The 22,181-nt window shown below is 71.2% G+C and carries 20 protein-coding genes and 1 pseudogene; 14 read left to right on the top strand and 7 right to left on the bottom strand.

Annotated features, from left to right (window positions below; all coding sequences use genetic code 11):
* Positions 1-42 precede the first annotated feature (42 nt).
* The 5 genes from H295_RS0103285 to H295_RS44660 all read left to right on the top strand — a co-directional run bounded on the left by H295_RS0103285 (position 43) and on the right by H295_RS44660 (position 4,442).
* A complete protein-coding gene (locus H295_RS0103285) occupies positions 43-432 on the top strand; it encodes a cell division protein SepF (protein ID WP_020133919.1) in 390 nt (129 codons plus the stop codon).
* A 129-nt stretch (positions 433-561) separates the two neighbouring features.
* Complete coding sequence (locus H295_RS0103280) at positions 562-1,758, top strand: hypothetical protein (RefSeq protein ID WP_020133918.1); 1,197 nt, start codon at positions 562-564, stop codon at positions 1,756-1,758.
* The gene (locus H295_RS0103275) at positions 1,755-2,081 is read left to right on the top strand and encodes a nucleotide pyrophosphohydrolase (RefSeq protein WP_020133917.1); all 327 of its coding nucleotides are present in this window, start codon (positions 1,755-1,757) and stop codon (positions 2,079-2,081) included. Before H295_RS0103280 ends, H295_RS0103275 begins: the two co-directional genes overlap by 4 nt.
* 201 nt (positions 2,082-2,282) lie before the next feature.
* The gene (locus tag H295_RS0103270; protein WP_020133916.1) at positions 2,283-2,753 is read left to right on the top strand and encodes a DUF6099 family protein; all 471 of its coding nucleotides are present in this window, start codon (positions 2,283-2,285) and stop codon (positions 2,751-2,753) included.
* A gap of 78 nt (positions 2,754-2,831) precedes the next feature.
* Positions 2,832-4,442: a recombinase family protein gene (locus H295_RS44660; RefSeq protein WP_020133915.1), complete on the top strand. Its 1,611-nt coding sequence runs from the start codon at positions 2,832-2,834 to the stop codon at positions 4,440-4,442.
* A gap of 72 nt (positions 4,443-4,514) precedes the next feature.
* Here the strand turns inward: H295_RS44660 and H295_RS47770 are convergent, their stop codons facing one another.
* A complete protein-coding gene (locus tag H295_RS47770; protein ID WP_234021554.1) occupies positions 4,515-4,682 on the bottom strand; it encodes a hypothetical protein in 168 nt (55 codons plus the stop codon).
* Between H295_RS47770 and H295_RS42705 the strand changes: the two are divergent.
* Positions 4,647-5,296 (top strand): annotated as a pseudogene (locus tag H295_RS42705) (Scr1 family TA system antitoxin-like transcriptional regulator); the annotation flags it as partial. The gene H295_RS47770 and the pseudogene H295_RS42705 sit on opposite strands and share 36 nt — an antisense overlap.
* Positions 5,297-5,519: 223 nt before the next feature.
* On the opposite strand, the gene H295_RS0103250 reads toward H295_RS42705, so the two are convergent.
* Both H295_RS0103250 and H295_RS0103245 read right to left on the bottom strand, forming a co-directional pair.
* Complete coding sequence (locus H295_RS0103250) at positions 5,520-6,023, bottom strand: hypothetical protein (RefSeq protein WP_020133912.1); 504 nt, start codon at positions 6,021-6,023, stop codon at positions 5,520-5,522.
* Positions 6,024-6,106: 83 nt separating this feature from the next.
* On the bottom strand, positions 6,107-6,298 hold the full coding sequence (locus H295_RS0103245) for a hypothetical protein (protein ID WP_020133911.1): 192 nt from the start codon (positions 6,296-6,298) through the stop codon (positions 6,107-6,109).
* 1,346 nt (positions 6,299-7,644) lie between these two features.
* Between H295_RS0103245 and H295_RS0103235 the strand changes: the two genes are divergently transcribed.
* The gene (locus H295_RS0103235; protein ID WP_020133909.1) at positions 7,645-7,989 is read left to right on the top strand and encodes a hypothetical protein; all 345 of its coding nucleotides are present in this window, start codon (positions 7,645-7,647) and stop codon (positions 7,987-7,989) included.
* A gap of 347 nt (positions 7,990-8,336) precedes the next feature.
* Here the strand turns inward: H295_RS0103235 and H295_RS47445 are convergent, their stop codons facing one another.
* The gene (locus H295_RS47445) at positions 8,337-8,489 is read right to left on the bottom strand and encodes a hypothetical protein (RefSeq protein WP_020133907.1); all 153 of its coding nucleotides are present in this window, start codon (positions 8,487-8,489) and stop codon (positions 8,337-8,339) included.
* 222 nt (positions 8,490-8,711) lie between these two features.
* Between H295_RS47445 and H295_RS0103220 the strand changes: the two genes are divergently transcribed.
* The 3 genes from H295_RS0103220 (at position 8,712) to H295_RS0103210 (ending at position 13,848) form a co-directional block, all read left to right on the top strand.
* The gene (locus tag H295_RS0103220) at positions 8,712-9,635 is read left to right on the top strand and encodes an LLM class F420-dependent oxidoreductase (protein WP_020133906.1); all 924 of its coding nucleotides are present in this window, start codon (positions 8,712-8,714) and stop codon (positions 9,633-9,635) included.
* Between the two features lie 170 nt (positions 9,636-9,805).
* Positions 9,806-11,308, top strand: a complete 1,503-nt coding sequence (locus tag H295_RS0103215) for a 3' terminal RNA ribose 2'-O-methyltransferase Hen1 (RefSeq protein WP_020133905.1) — start codon at positions 9,806-9,808, stop codon at positions 11,306-11,308.
* Positions 11,305-13,848: a polynucleotide kinase-phosphatase gene (locus H295_RS0103210; RefSeq protein WP_020133904.1), complete on the top strand. Its 2,544-nt coding sequence runs from the start codon at positions 11,305-11,307 to the stop codon at positions 13,846-13,848. The genes H295_RS0103215 and H295_RS0103210 overlap by 4 nt, the downstream gene beginning before the upstream one ends.
* A gap of 58 nt (positions 13,849-13,906) precedes the next feature.
* Here the strand turns inward: H295_RS0103210 and H295_RS0103205 are convergent, their stop codons facing one another.
* Positions 13,907-14,797: an NAD(+)/NADH kinase gene (locus H295_RS0103205; RefSeq protein ID WP_020133903.1), complete on the bottom strand. Its 891-nt coding sequence runs from the start codon at positions 14,795-14,797 to the stop codon at positions 13,907-13,909.
* Positions 14,794-15,798: an SPFH domain-containing protein gene (locus H295_RS0103200; RefSeq protein WP_020133902.1), complete on the bottom strand. Its 1,005-nt coding sequence runs from the start codon at positions 15,796-15,798 to the stop codon at positions 14,794-14,796. The genes H295_RS0103205 and H295_RS0103200 overlap by 4 nt, the downstream gene beginning before the upstream one ends.
* Before the next feature lie 126 nt (positions 15,799-15,924).
* Between H295_RS0103200 and H295_RS0103195 the strand changes: the two genes are divergently transcribed.
* Positions 15,925-17,148 carry an arginine deiminase gene (locus H295_RS0103195; RefSeq protein WP_020133901.1) on the top strand — a complete coding sequence of 408 codons (1,224 nt, stop codon included), beginning with the start codon at positions 15,925-15,927 and terminating at the stop codon, positions 17,146-17,148.
* Positions 17,149-17,250: 102 nt separating this feature from the next.
* Positions 17,251-18,258: an ornithine carbamoyltransferase gene (gene argF / locus H295_RS0103185; RefSeq protein ID WP_020133900.1), complete on the top strand. Its 1,008-nt coding sequence runs from the start codon at positions 17,251-17,253 to the stop codon at positions 18,256-18,258.
* Positions 18,259-18,275: 17 nt separating this feature from the next.
* Here argF and H295_RS0103180 read toward each other — a convergent pair whose 3' ends face one another.
* A complete protein-coding gene (locus H295_RS0103180; RefSeq protein ID WP_020133899.1) occupies positions 18,276-18,728 on the bottom strand; it encodes an ATP-binding protein in 453 nt (150 codons plus the stop codon).
* Between the two features lie 256 nt (positions 18,729-18,984).
* Between H295_RS0103180 and H295_RS0103175 the strand changes: the two genes are divergently transcribed.
* Together H295_RS0103175 and H295_RS0103170 are read left to right on the top strand one after the other, a co-directional pair.
* On the top strand, positions 18,985-19,812 hold the full coding sequence (locus tag H295_RS0103175; protein WP_020133898.1) for an enoyl-CoA hydratase family protein: 828 nt from the start codon (positions 18,985-18,987) through the stop codon (positions 19,810-19,812).
* Positions 19,797-22,154 carry a bifunctional salicylyl-CoA 5-hydroxylase/oxidoreductase gene (locus tag H295_RS0103170; RefSeq protein WP_020133897.1) on the top strand — a complete coding sequence of 786 codons (2,358 nt, stop codon included), beginning with the start codon at positions 19,797-19,799 and terminating at the stop codon, positions 22,152-22,154. Before H295_RS0103175 ends, H295_RS0103170 begins: the two co-directional genes overlap by 16 nt.
* Positions 22,155-22,181 lie beyond the last annotated feature (27 nt).

Below are 22,181 nucleotides of genomic sequence, written 5' to 3'. Positions count from 1 at the left end.
GCTGGTGCAGGCAATGAAGGCGAGTCGGAGCGGGGGCAGCCGGTGAACAGGTACGACGTCACCGATGAACAGTGGGAGGGGCTCGCCCAGGTCGTTCCGCTGCGAGGGCGGGACGCCTGGCCGTCCGCGATCGACCACCGGGCCGTGCCGGAGGCCCCGACCGAGGCCCGCCGCCGTTTCGTCGTCCTGCGGATCAACGTCTTCGCGGACGCCCGCGAGGTCGCCGAGACGCTCATGGCCGGCATCCCGGTCCTCCTCGACCTCACCGGCGCGGAGACCGAGGTCGCCAAACGGGTCCTCGACTTCAGCACCGGTGTCGTCTTCGGCCTGGCCAGCGGAATGCACCGGGTGGACCGCAACGTGTTCCTGCTGACACCGGCCGGGACCGAGGTGACGGGGTTGATGGAGCAGGCAGGGGTGCCGGGGGTCTGACGGCCGGGTGGCTCCCGGTGGGGCTCACCGGTGCCCGCGGTGTGAAGCCGGCGGGGCCGTTCGCTCGATCGTAGGAAGGCCGTCGGGGAGGAACGGTTCCCCCCGTGGGCGGAGTCCTACGGTCCGGATATGCGTGTGTCCCCCACCTCCTCCGTCGTCCCGGCCCAGGCGGCCTCCCCGCTCGCGGAGTCGTCGCGCAGCGGTGAGCACCGCCCCGACCGGCCGTGTCTCACCGAACTCCGGCTCTCCGCGTACGCCGTGCACCGCCGCGCCGTCCTGCCGATCGGGCCGCTGACCCTGTTCGCCGGCCCCAGCGGAAGCGGCAAGACCCATGCGCTCCGGGCCTACGAGTCACTCGCGCGGCTCGGCGGCGGCGCGAGCCTCGTCGAGGCCTTCCCCGACCCCGGCGCCTGCGTCCCCGACCGGGCCCGCCCCGACACCCAGCACCGCCGCGGCTTCCGGATCGGCTGCACCGCGGACGGCCCCGAGGGACCCGTCCGCCTCGACGTCGCCGTCCAGGCCGAGCCCCAACTGCGCATCGTGGGCGAACGGTTGACCTCCGGCAGCCTCGTCCTCCTGGAGACCGCCCTGCGCGACCCGGCCCGCCGTGCCGTCCAGGCCGCCTGGCACACCGCCGGGACCGCCCCGGTCACCCGCGCCCCGCTCCCGGACGACCGGCTCGGCACCGCCCTGCTGCCGTTGCGGGTGGCCGGCAAGACGGACGGACAGCGACACGTCCTCGCGGCCGCCGAGCAGATGGTCGTCGCCCTGCGCTCCGTCTTCGGCTGCGACCCCCGCCCCGGACGCATGCGCCTGCCCGTCCCGACCGGCTCCGGACGGCTGCTCGGCGGCTGCGACAACCTCGCCGACGTCCTGTGGCGAACCCGCGCGGAATGCTCCCGGCGGCACGCCCAACTCGTCGCCGCGGTGCGCGCCGGATGCGCGGGACCCGTCGCCGACGTCCTCGCCGAGCCCCTGCTCACCGGGGCGGTGCGGGCGCTGCTCGACCGCGGGGACGGCGGCCGTACGGAGCTCGGGCGGCTGGGCGACGGCGAGTTGAGGTACCTCGCCCTCGCCCTCGTCCTGCTCACCGGGCCCGGTGTGCTGGAGGTCGACCCGGCCGGCGAGGTGCCGGCGGCCCTGCAGACGCTCACCGTGCTCGCCGACAACCTCGACCGCGGACTGGACGTACGGCAGCGGGCCGAACTGCTGCGGCTGGCCCTGCGGATGTGCGAGCGCGGACACATCCGGCTCGTCGGCGCGGTGAGCGACGCCTCGTGGGCCGTCGGGACGGACGGCGTCACAGTGGTACACCTGGAGCCGTGACCGAACCCCTCGACGTGGCGAAGCTCCAGCGCAGACTGGCCGAGTTCGCGGCCGCCCGCGACTGGCAGCCCTACCACACGCCCAAGAACCTCGTCGCCGCGCTCAGCGTGGAGGCCTCCGAACTGGTCGAGATCTTCCAGTGGTTGACGCCCGAGCAGTCGGCGCGGGTCATGGACGACCCCGACACCGCGCACCGCGTCACGGACGAGATCGCCGACGTGCTCGCGTATCTGCTCCAGCTGTGCGAGGTGCTCGGCGTCGACCCGCTGACCGCGCTCTCCGCGAAGATCGACCGGAACGAACGGCGCTTTCCCGCGCCCTGAGGGGCGGCCTGAGGAGCGACCTGAGGAGCGGCCCGCTCCTCTTTCACTCTCCGTGATGGAAAGTTGTACCGAAATCGATTCGTTGTCCGCAGATTTCCGCCTACCTCTGGCTTTTCGTTCCGAGCGACCTCACTCTGGGTAGTGAACAAGGGAGTTCGGGCGGACGTGCCGGGGGTACGTCGCGACAGACGGGGGCAGCCGATGGACGCGGTGCGGCTCATCGTGACGAGCAGGCGCGCCCTGGCCGGTGGCGGTGAGCCGCCCCAGGTCATGGCCGAGGTGTGGCAGGCGCAGGCCCTGGCCCAGGCCATAGGGAGTCGGCTCGCGGTCGCCGGACCGCCCGAACTCCGCGGTGAGGCACTCGGGTTGACCGAACTCGCGGGGCGCGGCTGCGGGGTCCTGGACCGCCCCGACATCGCCCTCGCGGAGCTGCGGGCCGCCCAGCTCACCGACCTCGGCGACGCCCGCCAGGCCCTGCACTACCTCGGGGGCCTCCTCGGCGAGGTCGGCATCGCCCTGGTCGGCCTCGCATGCGCGGCGGACGACGAGACGACGTACTGGCAGTGCATGGAGGCGATCGACGCGGCGGACGAGTCCCGGGACCGGGTGCTCCAGATGCTGCGAAGACTGGCGGACCGGGGGGAGGGGTTGCCTGAACGGGAGGCGGGGTGAGTCTTCGGCTGCGGGCCGGTGGGGGCTGGTCGCGCAGTTCCCCGCGCCCCTAAAAGCTCGTGGGTACAGCTTGGCGGGGTGGCCTGTACCCACTCAGGGGCGCGGAGCGCGACCAGCCATGACACACCCGCAGCCGAGAGACATAGGACCTCGGCCAGCCTCCTCCTCACCCGCATCTCCCACGACCCGACCGGCCAGGCCGAAGGGGTTACCCGGCAGGAGGATGCCTGCCGAAAGCTCGCCGCCGACCTGGGTTGGTCCGTGGTAGCGGTCAAGGTCGACGACGACCGCACCGCCGTAGGCAAGAGCGGCCAACGTGCCCGGCGTCCTGCCTACGCGGAACTGCTCGACATGCTCGCCGCCGGTGAGGCCGACGCGGTGCTCGTCTGGCACACGGACCGTCTGTACCGGCAGGCCCGGGACCTTGAACCGCTCATCGAGATCGTGGAGCGCACGCACGTCTTGATCCGCCCGGTCAAGCAGGGCGAGCTGGACTTGGCCACGGCGTCCGGCCGGATGGTCGCCCGTATCCTCGCCAGCGTGAGCACCCACGAGGTCGAGCACTCCATCGAGCGCTTGAAGCCCAAGAAGGAGGCCAACCGCCGGGCAGGTGTCCACCACGGTGGCCCCCGCACCTTCGGATTCAAGGCCGTTGAACCAACGGTCAAGGGGCAGGCGCCGCAGGTGCCGAAGGTCGACCCGCGTGAGGCGAAACTGATCCGCGAGGCGGCCGACGCGGTGTTGGCGCGTGCAGCCGACCCGGAGACCGGCCGTACCCTGACGGGCATCTGCCGCGACTGGAACGCTCGGGGAATCACCAGCCCGCGGGGTAAGCCGTGGGTCATCCAGACGCTTCGCTCCGTCCTGCTCTCGCCCCGGATCGCCGGTCGCGTCGCGCACAAGGGCGAGGACGTGGGCCCGGCGCAGTGGGATGCGATCATCGATCACGACACGTGGCTCGCCCTGCGTACGGTGCTGACCGACCCGGCCCGCAGCGCGCACCTCGCCAGTGCCGACGCTCGGGCGCCCAAGTACCTCGGCGCCGGGCTGTACCGGTGCGGCCGTCCCGGTTGTGGCGCAGTGGTCCGCCCCGGCGGGGCCAGGGCCGGACAGCGGCAGCAGTACCGGTGCACCGCCAGTGCGCACCTGATCCGAACCGCCGCCCCGGTGGATGACTTCGTGGAACGCGTGATCATCGCGCGGCTGTGTCACCCCGGGCTCGCCCGGGAGGTCTTCATGACACCTGAGCCATCCCTGACCGACGGCCCGGACATGGAGGCCCTGATCGCCCGTCACGCGACCCTGAACGCCCGGCTGAACGCCCTGGCTGCCGTGTTCGCGGACAGTGAGGAGGCCGACCCTGTGGAGTACCGCGAGGCGGCCCGGCGCATCAGGGAGAAGATCGCAGCCGTCGAGACACAGATTGCGGACGCGGTGTCGGCTGCTGCGGCAGCCATCGAGCCAGGCCCGCTGGACGGCGTTGACCTGCCGGAACTAGTCCGGCGGCACGAGGCTGACCCGGATGACGCTCTTGAGTGGTGGCGTGCCACGTATCCGCTGGAGCGGCGGCGGAAGATCCTCGCCGGGCTAGCAGTGGTCACCCTGCGGCCTGGGCGGCGAGGTCGTCCGCTTGGGGTTTTGCCAGGGGGTGTCGACCCGAACAGCGTGGGCATCGACTGGACACACTGATCCACCCATACACCCCATACACGACGACGCCCGGCCGGGCAGCATCACCGGCCGGGCGTCGTGCTGTTGGGGCTACGCCTCGGGGGCCGAGCGGTGACAGGTGCACCCGCACCGGCGCGCGAGCAGCAGGCCGCCACCGTGGGGCAGGAGCAGGAGCAGGAGCAGGAGCAGGAGCAGGAGCAGGAGCAGGAGCAGGAGCAGGGGCACGGCAGGCAGACCGCCACGCCCGACGACCTCCACACGTGGGTCGAGGGCACGGCCGGCCGGACGCCTACGACGAACTACTCGCCCGGCTGCGGGGGTTCGAGTCGCACATCCGGTCGTGGCGGCGGCAGCTCGTCTCGGGGCACAAGCCCGTCCAGGACACCCACCTGAGCGCACCCACCGACGCCTCGGTGTTCCGGGGCTGGGAGTCCTCCATGGTCTTCGGCATCCTCCAGACTCCCGACTACGCCCGGTCGATCTTCACCCGGTACGCCGAACTCCATCAGTCGCTCCGGGACACCGAGGACGTCGTCCGCTCCCGCATGAAGCGCCAGGAAGCCCTGTGCGACCCCACCAAGCGCTTCCACCTGATCCTGTGGGAGGGCGCGCTGCGCGCCCTGGTGTGTCTGCCGTCGGTCCTGGCCGCGCAGCTCGACCAGCTGTCCGGCGCCGTCGGCCTCGACACGGCCTTCTGGACCTACGACGACAGCCGCGTGATCGTCGAGACCTGGCACAGCGAGCTGTGGGTCGAGGACGACGCCAGTGTGAACACGTACCTCCGGACGTGGAACACCCTTCGGGAGTCCGCCGTCTACGGCTCCGGCGCTCAGCTGGTCATCGCTGCCGCACGCCAGGACCTCAACATCTGAGCACCCCTGAGGCGTCAGGCGTGCGAGGCCAGAGAATATACCCAGGCCAGAACGGTCGTCAGGTATCTGGTCAACGTGTTCAGCACCTGACGGCCATCCCGATCAGACCCTGACGATGATCGCCGTCAGCGGTCTGACGGCTCGGCCCGTGGCCGTCCTGCTCCCTTGCAGCCGGAGCGCCGGAGGCGGCTCGCTGTCCCTGCTCTGTCCCGGCGGACTGTGATCACGACACTTTAAGGTTCTTTCGCTCCAGCCTGTTCAGGCGCCCAAGAGCCGCCTCGACCTCGTTGCGCCCCTCCTCCGATATGCGGCGCTGCTCGTCCCACAGCCGTTCCCTCTCGGCTTCCCACTCGGCCCGCTGCGACGTGCCGGGCTGCATGTAGGGGCTCCCCGGCATCAGGTAGGCCGAGAACTGCGCCCAGTGCTCGCCCACCCGTTCGAGGTGCTTGATCAGTTCCTTGTCCGAACGGCGCCCGATGAGGTCATTGAGACGTTGATGGGCGCTTGCGGTCCCGTCCGTGTTTTGTAGCTGCGTCTGCGTCACAGGCTCGTCCAGGGTCATGGCGAACCACGTCCGAAAGTCCGCCAGCAGCGTGCGCAGGGCGTCGCTGTCGGGCCCGAGGGCGCGCACATGGCGGCCCCGCCACCATTTGTGGACCAAGGTCCCGACGGAGATGACGAAGGCGAGCCATCCAGGTGTGAACTTGATCCAGTCAGCAGCAGTCATGTCGAGGATTCTGCGGCGGGGAACCCGTCCGCGGAGCTGATTTAGTCGATTCGGTTGATCGGCCGGCAAGTGGTCAGCCCAGCTCAGGAGGGCCAGTACTGCCCGTCGTCGTCCCGGCGGACCAGCGACCGGTGCACCACGTCGGTCAGGCTGTCGGTGATGAGCATGCGGTCCGCAATGGCCAGCAGCTCGGGGCGCGTCAGGCCCCGGTGCGCGGCGAAGTCACGCAGGATCAGCCGCTGCCCGGGGTTGATCCGTGGCTGATGGGTGTTCAACTGAGTTCCGCTGCAACAAAGTTGACCACTATCTGCTCCCGCACGTCCTCGGGCAGCTCGAGAGTCCGGGCGCTGCGGCGGTTCCACCGGCGGATCAGCTCGACCGCAGCAAGGGCGTGCCGGGCGCGGCGCCCGTCCTCCGCGAACTGCTCCGGGTCAGGTCCATGACCGAGGGCCGGGCCGGAGGCTGATACAGGTCTTCAGCTCGACCACGCGAACTACGGTGGCCGACCAGCCGTGTGAGTACCTGGTTCCGCTCGGGCGGGGCAGCTCGCTGAAGTGGTACAGGCAGGGGCACAGGGCGCGGCCCTGGCCGGTGCACTTGCACGAGTCCGGCGGGCCCGCCCTCGGTCGTAGGTGCCGAACACGGCGGCGTGGGCCTGGCAGTAGACGGTGGAGCTGCACCCGCACGACATGTCACCCGAGGCGGCGGTCCTGGCCTGCCGACGGGCCCGGACGCCCGCCTGACGGGCGACGGCGGGTCTGCAGCCGCCACCCCCGCTGGGCAGTGCTCCGGACGCGGGAGGCGGTAGCCTCCGCATCCCTGCGGGCCGCCTGGAACTCTGCCTGAGCGGCGCTCCGTTAGCCGTGACATCGTGACCCGGTTCGCTTCGGCTTCGGTCCGCCAGCGCTGCTGGTCGGCCGCACACGGCTGACTGAGAAGGATCTTGTGCGCGGCCTCGTCGCGCGGCGGGCGGGTCTCGTGCACACGGGCGGACCGGTGGGCCCAGCACGTCGGGCACCCGCCCTCCTTGCGAATCTTGTCCCGGCTGGCCGCCGCCTCCAGCACGTCCTGCCGAAGATGGCGAACGTGTCGGAGGACAGCGCCCGGAGCGTGCCCGGCTGCCGGCCGGGGGGCAGGTACGTGCTCCCCGGTGGGCGTGGAGGAGGGAGTCGGCCTGCCGGGCCAGCGCGCACAGATCGCTGTGCCAACGAACAGCTCGCGCTCTTCTCCGAGTCGTGGCGCAAGCTGTTCGGCCTGGACGCTCCGGAGCAGCTCAACATCGCCCTCGAACGCCGGGTGGACGAGGGTCGGCCGACATCGCCGAGGTGCTGCTGAAGGTGATCCCCGAGGTACTGGAGGCCATCGACCTGGACGGCGCCTTCAGGGCCCGGCTGACCAGCTTCGCCCTGGAGCCGGCCGGGTGGCACCTGCGCTCCCTGGACGGGGAGGAACCCCGGCGCACCGCGCCCCGAGGTGCCCCGGCCGCAACTCGCCCTGGCGCCGGGCCCGTCGGCCCCCGAGCCGTCCACGCCCCCGAGCTGGCGCACTCGGGACAGCGCGGACCATGCCCTGGATCAACTGGCGTATTTCAAAGACGAGTTCGGGCCCCTGGAGGACGACGATGAAGGCTGATCGGCGCCGAGAGATAAAGCGGCGACTGCGGGAGATCAAGCGCGACCCGGCGTCGGCCGCGCCGGGCGAGGCCCAGCACCTGACGGCCGAGTACCGGCGGCTCCAGTCGGCCGAACGCGCCCCGGCGGCCGACCAGCCCGAACGCCCTCTGTCCGACACCCTTCTGCCCGAGGGCCTGACCGGGGCCGACCGGGCCGCAGTGGGGACCTGGCCGCCCGAGCTGCGCTCCCGGCTGCACGATCGCGCCCTGACCCGGCAGATCCTGCCCTGGCGAGCTGAACCCGATGGAGCCCCGGCACCGCCGGGGCTCCATGCTCACTACCAGTTGCCGTGACCGAGGGCCTTCTTGAACTCCTCAGGGTCCTCCACCCCGAGACTGAGCCCAAGTGTCTGGAGCACCTGAAGGGCCAGACCACGGTGCGGCTGTCGGGGCTCCTGACCAGGGCGGAGTTCCTGCGAGGCCCCCATGCTGACCACCTAACTCGGGAGCGAGTTGACGCCGCAACTCCTTGCTTCATTGGGCGGTTACGCTCCGCTATGGGCCGCCGGACCTCTCGGCACCCGCCCCGACCTAGCCGTCTGTGGATCGATGGCGCCTTGCACGGTCGCCATCGAGTCATAGCCTCGATCATGATCACCGAGTTGGCTGGATTAGCGACCGTAAATTGACATCGCCCCAGGTCAGACGTCCTGTGATTCCTCGGGTGGAAAACCCGCTTCCATCTTCAGGTCGGACAGATCCGCGTTCAGTGCCGCCATCAACTCCTCCATCTGCTGCAACAACCCCTTCGGCTGCCCAGCCCCCGCAGTCAGCGGCACGGTTCCTTCGGACATGACGGCCTCCTCGGCCCAAAAACCCACGCGGGTAACGGATGGCGCACCGGCGACGACAAGCCGGTTCCGCCCGAGCCAACGATCACCGAAGGGCCCGGTCACTGGCACGGTCACCCCTCACACGCCCCGTGGACGGATTTTCACCCGACCGGGGACGACGGCACGGCGGAGGTCACAGGGACCGGTGAGGCCGCAGCGCACCTCTGCGTGCAGGATGGAGACATGGATCTGCGCATCTTCACCGAGCCCCAGCAGGGCGCGAGCTACGACACCCTCCTCACCGTCGCGAAGGCCACCGAGGATCTGGGCTTCGACGCCTTTTTCCGTTCGGACCACTACCTCAGGATGGGCGACGGGGACGGCCTCCCCGGCCCCACCGACGCCTGGATCACCCTCGCCGGCCTCGCCCGCGAGACCAAGCGCATCCGCCTCGGCACCCTGATGACCGCCGCCACCTTCCGGCTGCCCGGCGTACTCGCCATCCAGGTCGCCCAGGTCGACCAGATGTCCGGCGGCCGTGTCGAACTGGGCCTGGGCGCGGGCTGGTTCGAGGAAGAGCACCGGGCGTACGGCATCCCGTTCCCGAAGGAGAAGTTCGCCCGCCTGGAGGAGCAGCTGGAGATCGTCACCGGACTGTGGGCCACCGCGCCCGGCGACACCTTCGACTTCCACGGCGAGCACTACGACCTCGCGAAGTCGCCCGCGCTGCCCAAGCCCGCCCAGGACAGGATCCCCGTGCTGATCGGCGGCCACGGCGCCAAGCGGACCCCACGACTCGCCGCCCGCTACGCCGACGAGTTCAACCTGCCGTTCGGCTCGGTCGAGGACAGCGAGAAGCAGTTCGGCCGGGTCCGCGCCGCCGCCCAGGAGGCCGGCCGCGCGGCCGACGCGATCACCTTCTCCAACGCCCTCGTCGTGTGCGTCGGCAAGGACGACCAGGAGGTCGCCCGCCGTGCCGCGGCGATCGGCCGCGAGGTCGACGAGCTCAAGGAGAACGGCCTGGCCGGCACCCCCGCCGAGGTCGTCGACAAGATCGGCCGCTACGCCGCCGTCGGCTCCCGCCGCGTCTACCTCCAGGTCCTCGATCTCGACGACCTGGACCACCTGGAGCTGATCTCCGCCCAGGTCCAGTCGCAGCTGTCGTAAGCGGGGCATCGGTCACACCCCCTGTGCCGCTGTCGTAATTTGAAGGCGCTGGTCACAGCCCTTGTGCGAAGCTGAGGACGTCGTCCTGCCGAGCCCCCGGGATCACCTTTCCTGGGGGCTCTCGCGCGCACGGCACCCCGTACCGTCCACCGGCCGGAAAGGCCCTCACCATGTTCCTGACCATCACCACCACCGGCACTCCCGAGCGCCCCGCCACCGACCTCGGCTACCTGCTGCACAAGCATCCCGAGAAGGCGCAGGCGTTCTCCACCTCCTACGGCAGGGCGCACGTCCTCTACCCCGAGGCGGACGATCAGCGCTGCACGGCCGCGCTGCTCCTGGAGGTCGACACGGTGGCGCTGGTCAGGCGCGGCAAGGGCAAGGGACGCGGCGGCGCCCCCGACGCGGCCCTCGCGCAGTACGTCAACGACCGCCCCTACGCGGCCTCCTCGCTGCTCGCGGTGGCCCTGAGCGCGGTGTTCTCCAGCGCGATGCGCGGGGTGTGCGCCGCAAGGCCGGAACTGCCCGCGCAGGCAAGGCCGTTGCGCATCGAGGTACCCGCGCTCCCGGCGCGCGGCGGATCCGGGCTCGTACGGCGGCTGTTCGAGCCGCTCGGCTGGACCGTGACCGTCGAACCGGTCGCGCTGGACGCCGAGTTCCCGGAGTGGGGCGACTCGCGCTACGTCCGCCTCGAACTGGAGTCCAGTGAGCTCACCGTCGCCGAGGCGCTGCGCCACCTGTACGTCCTGCTCCCGGTCCTCGACGACGCCAAGCACTACTGGGTGGCCCCCGACGAGGTCGACAAGCTGCTCCGGGCCGGTGAGGGCTGGCTGCCCGCGCACCCGGAGCAGAAGCTGATCACCAGCCGCTACCTGTCCCGCCGCTGGTCGCTGACGCGTGAGGCGATGGAGCGGCTGGAGCTGGTCCGGCTCGCCGAGACCGACGACAGCGAGGTCGAGGACATCGACAACGCCGTCGAGGCGGACACCGAGACCGAGGAGAAGCCGACCCCGCTCGCCGTGCAGCGCCGCGAGGCCATCCTGGACGCGCTGCGCGCCGCAGGTGCGGCCCGGGTGCTCGATCTCGGCTGCGGACAGGGCCAGTTGGTGCAGGCGCTGCTCAAGGACCCGAGGTTCACCGAGATCGTCGGCGTCGACGTGTCCGTGCGGGCGCTCACCATCGCCTCCCGGCGGCTCAAGCTGGACCGCATGGGCGAGCGGATGGCCTCCCGCGTCCAGCTCCTCCAGGGCTCGCTCGCCTACACCGACAAGCGGCTCAAGGGGTACGACGCCGCTGTGCTCAGCGAGGTCGTCGAGCATCTCGACCTGCCGAGGCTGCCCGCCCTGGAGTACGCAGTGTTCGGCGCGGCCCGCCCCCGGACCGTCCTGGTGACGACCCCGAACGTCGAGTACAACGTCCGCTGGGAGTCGCTCCCGGCCGGCCATGTCCGCCACAGCGACCACCGCTTCGAGTGGACCCGCGAGGAGTTCCGCGCCTGGGCGACCTCGGTGGCCGAACGGCACGGCTACGAGGTGGAGTTCCGGCCTGTGGGCCCGGACGACCCGGAGGTCGGACCGCCCACGCAGATGGCCGTCTTCGAACTGAGCGCAGCCACCACGAGCACCACTGTCAGGAACGAGAGCAGGAACGAGAAGGAGGCGAAGGCGGCATGACCGAGAACCAGCGCACGGGGCGCACCCTGCCCGTCACCGACCTCTCCCTGGTGGTCCTCGTCGGCGCCTCCGGCTCCGGCAAGTCCACCTTCGCCCGCCGGCACTTCAAGCCGACCGAGGTGATCTCCTCCGACTTCTGCCGGGGCCTGGTCTCCGACGACGAGAACGACCAGGGCGCCACCAAGGACGCCTTCGACGTCCTGCACTACATCGCCGGCAAGCGCCTGGCCGCCGGCCGCCGCACGGTCGTCGACGCGACCAGCGTGCAGTCGGACTCCCGACGCCAGCTGATCGACCTGGCCAAGCGGTACGACGTGCTGCCCATCGCCATCGTCCTGGACGTCCCCGAGGAGGTGTGCGCCGAGCGCAACGCGGGCCGCACCGACCGGGTCGACATGCCGGTCCGGGTCATCAAGCGGCACATCCGTGAACTGCGGCGCTCCATCCGCCACTTGGAGCGCGAGGGCTTCCGCAAGGTGCACGTCCTGCGCGGGGTGGCCGACATCGAGAACGCCACCGTCGTCACCGAGAAGCGCTTCAACGACCTGACCCACCTCACCGGCCCCTTCGACATCGTCGGCGACATCCACGGCTGCGCCGCCGAACTGGAGACCCTGCTGGGCAAGTTGGGCTACACCGACGGCGTCCACCCCGAGGGCCGTACCGCGGTCTTCGTCGGCGACCTCGTCGACCGCGGCCCGGACAGCCCCGGTGTGCTGCGCCGCGTGATGTCGATGGTCAAGTCGGGCAACGCGCTGTGCGTGCCGGGCAACCATGAGAACAAGTACGGCCGTTACCTCAAGGGCCGCAAGGTCCAGCACACCCACGGCCTCGCGGAGACCATCGAGCAGATGGAGACCGTCTCCGACGAGTTCCGGGCCGAGGTACGGGAGTTCATCGACGGACTGGTCAGCCACTACGTCCTCGACGGCGGCCGGCTGGTGGTCTGCCACGCCGGTCTGCCGGAGAAGTACCACGGCCGCACCTCCGGCCGGGTGCGCTCGCACGCGCTGTACGGCGAGACCACCGGTGAGACCGACGAGTTCGGGCTGCCGGTGCGCTACCCGTGGGCGGAGGACTACCGCGGCCGGGCGGCCGTGGTCTACGGCCACACCCCGGTCCCGGAGGCGACCTGGCTCAACAACACCATCTGCCTGGACACCGGTGCCGTCTTCGGCGGCAAGCTCACCGCGCTGCGCTGGCCGGAGCGCGAGCTGGTCGACGTACCGGCGGAGCAGGTCTGGTACGAGCCGGTCAAGCCGCTGAAGTCGGAGGCTCCGGGCGGTCAGGACGGCCGGCCGCTCGACCTGGCGGACGTGTACGGCCGCAGGGCCGTCGAGACCCGGCACCAGGGCCGGGTCGCCGTCCGGGAGGAGAACGCGGCGGCCGCCCTGGAGGTCATGAGCCGCTTCGCGGTGGACCCGCGGCTGCTGCCGTACCTCCCGCCGACCATGGCCCCGACGGCGACCAGTCGTGAGGAGGGCTACCTGGAGCACCCGGCGGAGGCGTTCGCGCAGTACGCCGAGGACGGGGTCGGGCGGGTCGTGTGCGAGGAGAAGCACATGGGCTCGCGGGCGGTGGCCCTGGTCTGCCGGGACGCGGACGCGGCCCGCAGGCGCTTCGGCGTGGACGGTCCGACCGGCTCCCTCTACACCCGGACCGGACGGCCCTTCTTCGACGACGGGTCGGTGACGGAGGAGATCCTGGACCGGCTGCGGACGGCGATCGGCGAGGCCGACCTGTGGTCCGGACTCGACACGGACTGGCTGCTGCTGGACGCCGAGCTGATGCCGTGGTCGCTGAAGGCCGCGGGGCTGCTGCGCTCGCAGTACGCGGCCGTCGGTGCCGCGTCCGGTGCGGTGTTCCCGGGGGCGCTGGCCGCGCTGAAGGGGGCGGCGGACCGGGGCGTGGACGTGTCCGACCTGCTCGCCCGCCAGCGTGAACGCGCAGACGCGGCAGGGGCGTTCACCGACGCCTACCGCCGCTACTGCTGGACCACCGACGGCCTGGACGGCGTCCGCCTGGCACCGTTCCAGATCCTCGCGGTCCAGGGCCGCAGCCTCGCCGGGCTCCCGCACGACGAGCAACTGGCCCTGCTGGACCGGTTGGTGGAGCACGACAGCACCGGTCTGCTCCAGACCACCCGACGCCTCTACGTCGACACCGGTGACCTGGAGTCGGTGCGGGCGGGCGTCGACTGGTGGCTGGAGATGACCGGCCGGGGCGGCGAGGGCATGGTCGTCAAGCCGCTCGGCGCGGTGGTCCGCAGCACGGAGGGCCGGCTGGTCCAGCCCGGCATCAAGTGCCGGGGCCGGGAGTACCTGCGGATCATCTACGGCCCCGAGTACACCCGCCCGGAGAACCTGGACCGGCTGCGCAAGAGGTTCCTGAACCACAAGCGCTCTCTCGCGATCCGCGAGTACGCCCTGGGCCTGGAGGCCCTGGACCGGCTGGCGGAGGGCGAGCCGCTGTGGCGGGTGCACGAGGCGGTGTTCGGGGTGCTGGCGCTGGAGTCGGAGCCGGTCGACCCGCGACTGTGAGCCACGGACCGGACAGGCCGGGGGTGCGGGGTGACCTGAGGGTCGCCCCGCACCCCCCTCACCCCACCAACCGCAGCCGCTCGGCGCAGACCCCCACCTCCACCGTCTGCCCCCACGTCAGCTCCAGCGCGTCCCCCTCCATCCCGTCCCCGAAGGCGATCAGGCGTTCGGACTCTACGGTGAGGCGGAGGCGGGCGCGGGCGGGGAGCTCGCCCGCGGTCAGCGAGGTGCCGGTGGCCGGGGACGGCCAGGCCTCGCGCACGAACCACACCAGGCGGTCCTCCGTCGGCGCCGGCAGTCGCAGACGGGCGCCCCGCTCCTGCCACACCGACCGGAGCCAACCCGTGGCCCCCGTCCCCGTCCCCACCAGCACCCCGGAGGAAGCCTGGGCCTCGACGACACCCCCGTCGCCCTCCAGACCCAGGCGGTATCGGGCGGTCTGATGACCGCCGGCGCCCAGATAGATCTCGTTCAGCGCGACGAGCCGCTGGGTGTCGTCGGCGACGGCCTCGACCATCGTCAGCTCGTCGACGCTCCGGCCGGCCACCGCCAGCAGTCCGGCCGTGTCCCCGGGGCGGTGCCGTACCAGGACCCCGGGGTTGCGGCCGGGCTCGGTGTCGATGCCGAGCACCGGTTGCCCGGAGAGGTACTTGGCCACGTTCGCCACCAGCCCGTCCTGCCCGACCACCACCACGACGTCCTCGGGCGCGAAGAGAAAGCGGTCCAGGTCGGCACGCTCGACCCGTGCCTGACGCCACGTCAGTGGAATCGCGGACGTCACGTCGGCGAGCGCCTGCCGGACCCGCTCGTGGCGCTCGGCGACCTCGCGGATGTCCCGGCCCCGGGAGGCCAGGAAGAACGCCGCCTGCCCGTGGGTGCCGTGGTGTGCCACCAACTCCTCGTACTCCGTGGTGCGATGGACCAGGACGGCCCGCGGGGCGAGACTCACTCCGGCTCCCGTGCGCCCAGCCTCGCGAGCAGCCCGGTCAGCACGTCCGGCGAGATCGTGACGCTGTCGATGTGCGGCAGGTTCTCCGCGAGCCGGGTCCCGGTGAGGGCGTGCAGGGTGGCGACGTCGACGTCCCCGTGCACCTGCAACCAGGCGGCCTGCGCCTGTGCCTTGGCGTCACCGACCGTGCGCACCCCTTCGGCCTCCGCGCGGGCGAGCCGTACCGAACGCGCCGCCTCCGCCTCCGCCCGTACCGCGTCCGCGGCCGCGTGCTCCTCCGCCTCGCGGCGTGCGTTGGTGCCCCGCTGCTCCACCAACTGCTCTTCCCTGCGCGCCAGTTCGATCTGGCTGGCGAGTTCGTTCTCGGCGATGGCGCGCTCCCGCTCGACGGCCACGGCACGCCGTTCGTACGTCGCCCGGTCCGCCTCCTGCTGGATCTGCTCTCGGGCAGGGGTGCGCAGCGCCCGCTCCACCTCCGGCTCGGGCCGTACCGCCATCACGCGGACGGCGACCACCTCGATGCCGGTGGCCGGCAGCCGGGGTTCGGCGTCCAGGCCCGCCCGGATCCGCTCGCGCACCGCGGAGACGCCGTCGACGAGCGCGGCGGACAGGGAGGTCCTCGTCAGGACGTCCAGCGCGTGCTGCTGGGCCGTCTCGGTGAGCAGGGTGCCCAGCTGCTCCAGGGGCGCGCCCCGCCACACCCCCGTGTCGGGGTCGATCGAGAAGTCCAGACGGGCGGCGGCGAGGGCCGGGTCGCCGATCCGGTAGGTCACCGTCGCCTGCACGGCCACGTCCTGGAAGTCGGACGTACGGGCGTGGAAGGTCATGGCCAACTCGCGGTCGTCGACCGGCACTTCGGAGAGCGCGGCGGTCAGTGCGCGGAACCAGAAGCTGAGTCCGGGGCCGTCGTGCAGCAGCTTGCCGCCGCGGTGGTGCCGGATGTGCGCCGTGGGTGCGCCGCGCAGGTGGCGCCAGCCGAAGCGCCGGGTGATGTCGGCCATCAGATCTCTCCCTCTTTTCGTCTGTACGACGATAAGCGGGGCGACCGTTTATCGTCAAGAGGACGACAAGAGGAAATCCGTGCGAACGGAGGGGTCAACGGGCTCTCCGTTGGTCAGGATGGAGGCATGGGATTCCATGTCGACTCCGAAGCCGGGCGGCTCAGCCGCGTCATCCTGCACCGGCCGGATCTCGAGCTCAAAAGGCTCACCCCCAGCAACAAGGACCAGCTGCTCTTCGACGACGTGCTGTGGGTGCGCCGGGCGCGCGCCGAGCACGACGGGTTCGCCGACGTGCTGCGCGACCGCGGGGTCGCCGTCCACCTCTTCGGCGACCTGCTCACCGAGGCCCTGGAGGCCCCGGCGGCCCGCTCCCTCGTCCTCGACCGCGTCTTCGACGAGAAGGAGTACGGGCCGCTGGCCACCGACCACCTCCGCGCCGCCTTCGAGACCCTGCCCGCCACCGAGCTGGCGGAGGCGCTGGTCGGCGGCATGACCAAGCGGGAGTTCCTGGAGACCCATGCGGAGCCGACCTCCGTGCGCTTCCACGTCATGGACCTGGACGACTTCCTCCTCGCCCCGCTGCCCAACCACCTGTTCACCCGCGACACCTCGGCCTGGATCTACGACGGCGTCTCCGTCAACGCCATGAAGTGGCCCGCCCGACAGCGCGAGACGGTCCACTTCGAGGCGATCTACCGCCACCACCCGCTCTTCCGCGACGAGACGTTCCATCTCTGGTCCGAGGGGCAGGCCGACTACCCGTCCACCATCGAGGGCGGGGACGTCCTGGTCATCGGCAACGGCGCCGTCCTCATCGGGATGAGCGAGCGGACCACGCCCCAGGCCGTCGAGATGCTCGCGCACAAGCTCTTCGCGGAGGGCTCCGCGCAGACCATCGTGGCCCTGGACATGCCGAAGCGGCGGGCCTTCATGCATCTCGACACCGTCATGACGATGGTCGACGGCGACACCTTCACCCAGTACGCGGGGCTCGGCATGCTGCGCTCGTACACCATCGAGCCGGGCGCCGGCGACAAGGAGCTCAAGGTCACCGACCACCCGCCGGAGCACATGCACCGCGCGATCGCCGCCGCGCTCGGCCTGGACGCGATCAGGGTCCTGACCGCCACCCAGGACGTGCACGCCGCCGAGCGTGAGCAGTGGGACGACGGCTGCAACGTCCTCGCCGTCGAGCCGGGCGTCGTCATCGCCTATGAGCGCAACGCCACCACCAACACCCACCTGCGCAAACAGGGCATCGAGGTGATCGAGATCCCGGGCAGCGAGCTGGGCCGGGGGAGGGGCGGACCGCGCTGCATGAGCTGTCCGGTGGAGAGGGCGGCTGTGTAGGGGGCCGGCAGTAAGGAGGCTGCAAGGAAGGGTCACTGTATAGAAATGCTGAATATCGTATAGACTTCCAGAGTCCTGTTCTCGTCCCTCCGGAGCGTCCCCATGGCGACCGTCCCCACCGCCCTCGCCGGGCGCCACTTCCTCAAGGAGCTCGACTTCACGGCCGAGGAGTTCCTCGGCCTGGTCGCGCTGGCCGCCGAGCTGAAGGCCGCCAAGAAGGCCGGGACCGAGACGCGCCGACTGGCCGGGAAGAACATCGCGCTCATCTTCGAGAAGACCTCCACGCGCACGCGGTGCGCGTTCGAGGTCGCCGCCGCGGACCAGGGTGCGTCCACGACGTACCTGGACCCGTCCGGCTCGCAGATCGGGCACAAGGAGTCCGTGCGGGACACCGCGCGCGTGCTCGGTCGTATGTACGACGGTATCGAGTACCGCGGGGACAGCCAGCGGAAGGTCGAGGAGCTCGCCGCGTACGCCGGGGTCCCGGTGTACAACGGCCTCACCGACGACTGGCACCCCACCCAGATGCTGGCCGACGTGCTGACCATGACCGAGCACACCGCCAAGCCGGTGCGGGAGATCGCCTTCGCCTACCTCGGTGACGCGCGGTTCAACATGGGGAACTCCTACCTGGTCACCGGCGCGCTGCTCGGCATGGACGTACGGATCGTCGCTCCCAAGACCTACTGGCCCGCGCAGGACGTCGTCGACCGGGCCCGCGCGCTCGCCGTGGACAGCGGGGCGCGGATCACCCTCACCGAGTCGCTGGAGGAGGGCGTCCTCGGGGCGGACTTCGTGGCCACCGACGTCTGGGTGTCCATGGGCGAGCCCAAGGAGGTCTGGGACGAGCGGATCTCCGCGCTCGCGCCCTACGCGGTGACCATGGACGTGCTGCGGGCCACGGGGACCGCGGACGTGAAGTTCCTGCACTGCCTCCCGGCCTTCCACGACCTCGGCACGAAGGTGGGCCAGGAGATCTTCGAGACCCACGGCCTGGAGTCCCTGGAGGTCACGGACGAGGTCTTCGAGTCGGCGCACTCGGTGGTCTTCGACGAGGCGGAGAACCGGCTGCACACGATCAAGGCGGTCCTGGTCGCGACGCTGGCCTGAGATGCCGGCCTAGAGCGTCACGCCGGGTTCCACTGGTGCGGCACCACCGCCAGCCGGAACCACACCGCCTTGCCGGTCTCGGTCGGGCGGTGGCCGCAGGACGAGCTGAGCGCCCTGATCAGCAGCAGGCCACGGCCGTGTTCCTGCCAGGGGTCCGGGTCCCTGACATCGGGCTGGGTCAGATGGCCCGGCGGGGCCGGGTCCGGGTCGTGCACCTCCACCTGGCAGCCCGTGGGGAGCAGCTCGACCACGAGCTCTATGGGCGTGTCGCCCGCCGTGTGCTCCACGGCGTTCGCCACCAGCTCCGCCGTCAGCAGCTCCGCGGTGTCGCAGTCCGCCCCGTGCTCCAGCTCGGTCAGCGCGGTGCGGACCAGGGCGCGCGCCACGGGCACGGCCGCGGCGGAATGCGGCAGCGCGATGCGCCAGGAGGCGGAAGCGGAGGGGCGATCTTGCAAGGCGGGTCCGTTCATGAGCAGGCTGTCCTGCTTTCAACCGTATGAATGGTACGGCGCCGTCGGCAGGGTCGTCCGGCGGGCGCCGTACGGGACCTTCGGCCCCGTTGGCAGGCGGCTTACCCGTAGCAACGGCTTGCCTCGCGCGGACGATCCCACTGTTACCGGTCTATGCACGAGCGGTGACATCTCTATATTGCTCTCGTGACGGCAGTCACGAATGAGTGATAACTTCGACACGTGTCCGCGCCACCGTCCGAGGAGGCCGCACGTCATGAGTCCCTTCACCGGCTCCGCCGCCCGCACCCCCGACTGGCGGCACCTTCGCGTCGACCTTGAGGACGGGGTCGCCACCGTCACCCTCGCCCGCCCCGCGAAACTCAACGCGCTCACCTTCGGCGCCTACGCCGACCTGCGCGATTTCCTCGCCGAACTGTCCCGCGAGCGTTCCGTCCGGGCGCTGGTCCTGGCCGGTGAGGGCCGCGGCTTCTGCTCCGGCGGCGACGTCGACGAGATCATCGGCGCCACCCTGGCCATGGACACCGCCCAGCTCCTCGACTTCAACCGGATGACCGGCCAGGTCGTACGGGCCGTACGGGAATGCCCGTTCCCGGTGATCGCCGCGGTGCACGGGGTGGCGGCGGGCGCGGGGGCCGTACTGGCGCTGGCCGCCGACTTCCGGGTGGCCGACCCGACCGCCCGCTTCGCCTTCCTGTTCACCCGGGTCGGCCTGTCCGGCGGCGACATGGGCGCGGCCTATCTGCTGCCCAGGGTGGTCGGGCTGGGCCACGCGACCCGGCTCCTCATGCTCGGCGAACCGGTCCGCGCTCCCGAGGCCGAGCGCATCGGCCTGATCAGCGAACTGACCGAGGAGGGCCGGGCCGACGAGGCCGCGCAGGCGCTGGCCCGCCGCCTCGCCGGGGGTCCGGCACTGGCGTACGCCCAGACGAAGGCCCTCCTCACGGCCGAGCTGGACATGCCCCTGGCGGCTTCGGTGGAACTGGACGCCTCGACCCAGGCCCTCCTGATGAACGGCCAGGACTACGCAGAGTTCCATACAGCCTTCAAGGAGAAGCGCCCTCCCAAATGGAACGGACGGTGAGCTCCACACCCCCAGGGGCGCGGGGAACGGCGCGACCAGCCACAGGACACCCGCAGCCGCCAGACAAGCGAGGCCACCCCCTACGAGTAGCGATCATCGGCGGCGGCCCCGGAGGGCTGTACGCGGCGGCCCTGCTGAAGCGCCTGGACCCCCGCCGCGAGGTCACCGTCTGGGAACGCAACGCCCCCGACGACACCTTCGGCTTCGGCGTGGTCCTCTCCGACGAGACCCTCGGCGGCATCGAACACGCGGACCCACAGGTCTACGAGTCCCTCCAGCACCACTTCACCCGCTGGGACGACATAGACATCGTCCACAGAGGGACCCGCCACACCTCCGGCGGCCACGGCTTCGCCGCTCTCGGCAGGAAACGCCTCCTGGAGATCCTCCACGACCGCTGCCGGACCCTCGGCGTCGACCTCCGCTTCCGTACCCCCGCCCCGCCCGGCCTCGCGGAGACGCATGACCTCGTCATCGCCGCCGACGGAGTCAACAGCGCCACACGAGAGGCCCACACCCATGTGTTCCGCCCCCATGTGACCCCGCACCACTGCCGCTATATCTGGCTCGCCGCCGACTTCCCCTTCGACGCCTTCCGTTTCGAGATCGCCGAGACCGAGCACGGCGTGGTGCAACTGCACGGCTACCCCTACGCGCCCGACGCCTCCACCGTGATCATCGAGATGCGCGAGGAGGTCTGGAGGGCCGCCGGCTTCGACGAGGCCACACCGCAGGAGTCCACGGAGACCTGCGCCAAGATCTTCGAGGAAGCCCTCCGCGGCCGTCCCCTGCGCTCCAACAAGTCCACCTGGACCACCTTCCGCACGGTGGTCAACGAGCACTGGTCCCACGGCAACGTCGTCCTCCTCGGCGACGCGGCCCACACCGCCCACTTCTCCATCGGCTCCGGCACCAAACTCGCCGTCGAGGACGCCCTCGCCCTGGCCGCCTGCCTGGAGGAACAGCCGTCGGTGCAAAGGGCGTTGGCGGCCTACGAGGCCGAGCGCAAACCCGTCGTCGCCTCCACCCAGCGGGCCGCCCTCGCCAGCCTGGAGTGGTTCGAGAACCTCGCCCTGTACATCGACCAGCCGCCGCGCCAGTTCGCCTTCAACCTGCTCACCCGCAGCCGCCGCGTCACCCACGACAACCTGCGGCTGCGCGACGCCCGCTTCACCGCCGCCGTGGAGCGCGAGTTCGGCTGCGAGCCCGGTACACCCCCGATGTTCACCCCGTTCCGGCTGCGCGGACTGACCCTGCGCAACCGGGTCGTCGTGTCCCCGATGGACATGTACTCCGCCACCGACGGTCTCCCCGGCGACTTCCACCTGGTCCACCTCGGCGCCCGCGCGCTCGGCGGCGCCGCACTGGTGATGACCGAGATGGTGTGCGTCTCGCCCGAGGGCCGGATCACCCCCGGCTGCACCGGCCTCTACGACGGCGCTCAGACCGAGGCCTGGAAACGGATCACCGACTTCGTGCACGCGCGGTCGCCCGGCACCGCGATCGGCGTGCAGCTCGGCCACAGCGGCCGCAAGGGCTCGACCAAACTGATGTGGGAGGGCATCGACGAACCGCTGCCGGACGGCAACTGGCCCGTCGTGGCCCCGTCCCCGATCCCGTACAAGGCCGCCAACCAGACCCCGCGCGAACTCACCCGCAGCCAAATCGCCGAGATCCGCGAGCAGTTCACCGCGGCCGCCCGCCGCGCCGACCGCGCCGGCTTCGACCTGCTCGAACTGCACTGCGCGCACGGCTACTTGCTCTCCAGCTTCCTGTCCCCGCTGACCAACCGCCGCACCGACGGTTACGGCGGCCCGCTCGCCGGGCGCCTCCGCTTCCCGCTGGAGGTCTTCGACGCCGTCCGGGAGGTGTGGCCGCGGGAACGGCCCATGACCGTGCGTATCTCCGCCACGGACTGGGCCGAGGGCGGCAACACGGCCGAGGACGCCGTGGAGATCGCCCGCGCCTTCGCCGCGCACGGCGCCGACGCGATCGACGTGTCCACCGGGCAGGTCGTGGCCGAGGAGCGACCGGAGTACGGGCGTTCCTACCAGACGCCGTACGCCGACCGGATCCGGCACGAGATCGGTGTGCCGGTGATCGCGGTCGGCGCGATCTCCTCGTGGGACGACGTCAACTCGCTGATCCTCGCCGGACGTACGGACTTGTGCGCTCTGGCCCGACCGCACCTCTACGACCCGCACTGGACGCTGCACGCGGCCGCCGAACAGGGCTACGACGGCCCGGGTGCCGTCTGGCCCGACCCGTACCGCGCGGGCAGCCGGCGCCCGCAGACCGGACGCACGGACGCCCCCAAGCCCCGGCTCACCTTGGGGACTTGAGAGACACCCCCGGGACCCGTGGTGCGG

The sequence above is a fragment of the Streptomyces sp. 351MFTsu5.1 genome (genome assembly GCF_000383655.1).
GTDB classification, from domain to species: Bacteria; Actinomycetota; Actinomycetes; order Streptomycetales; family Streptomycetaceae; genus Streptomyces; species Streptomyces griseorubiginosus.
The sequence above is the reverse complement of the archived record's forward strand: the minus strand, read 5'-3'. Positions and strand labels throughout refer to the sequence as shown.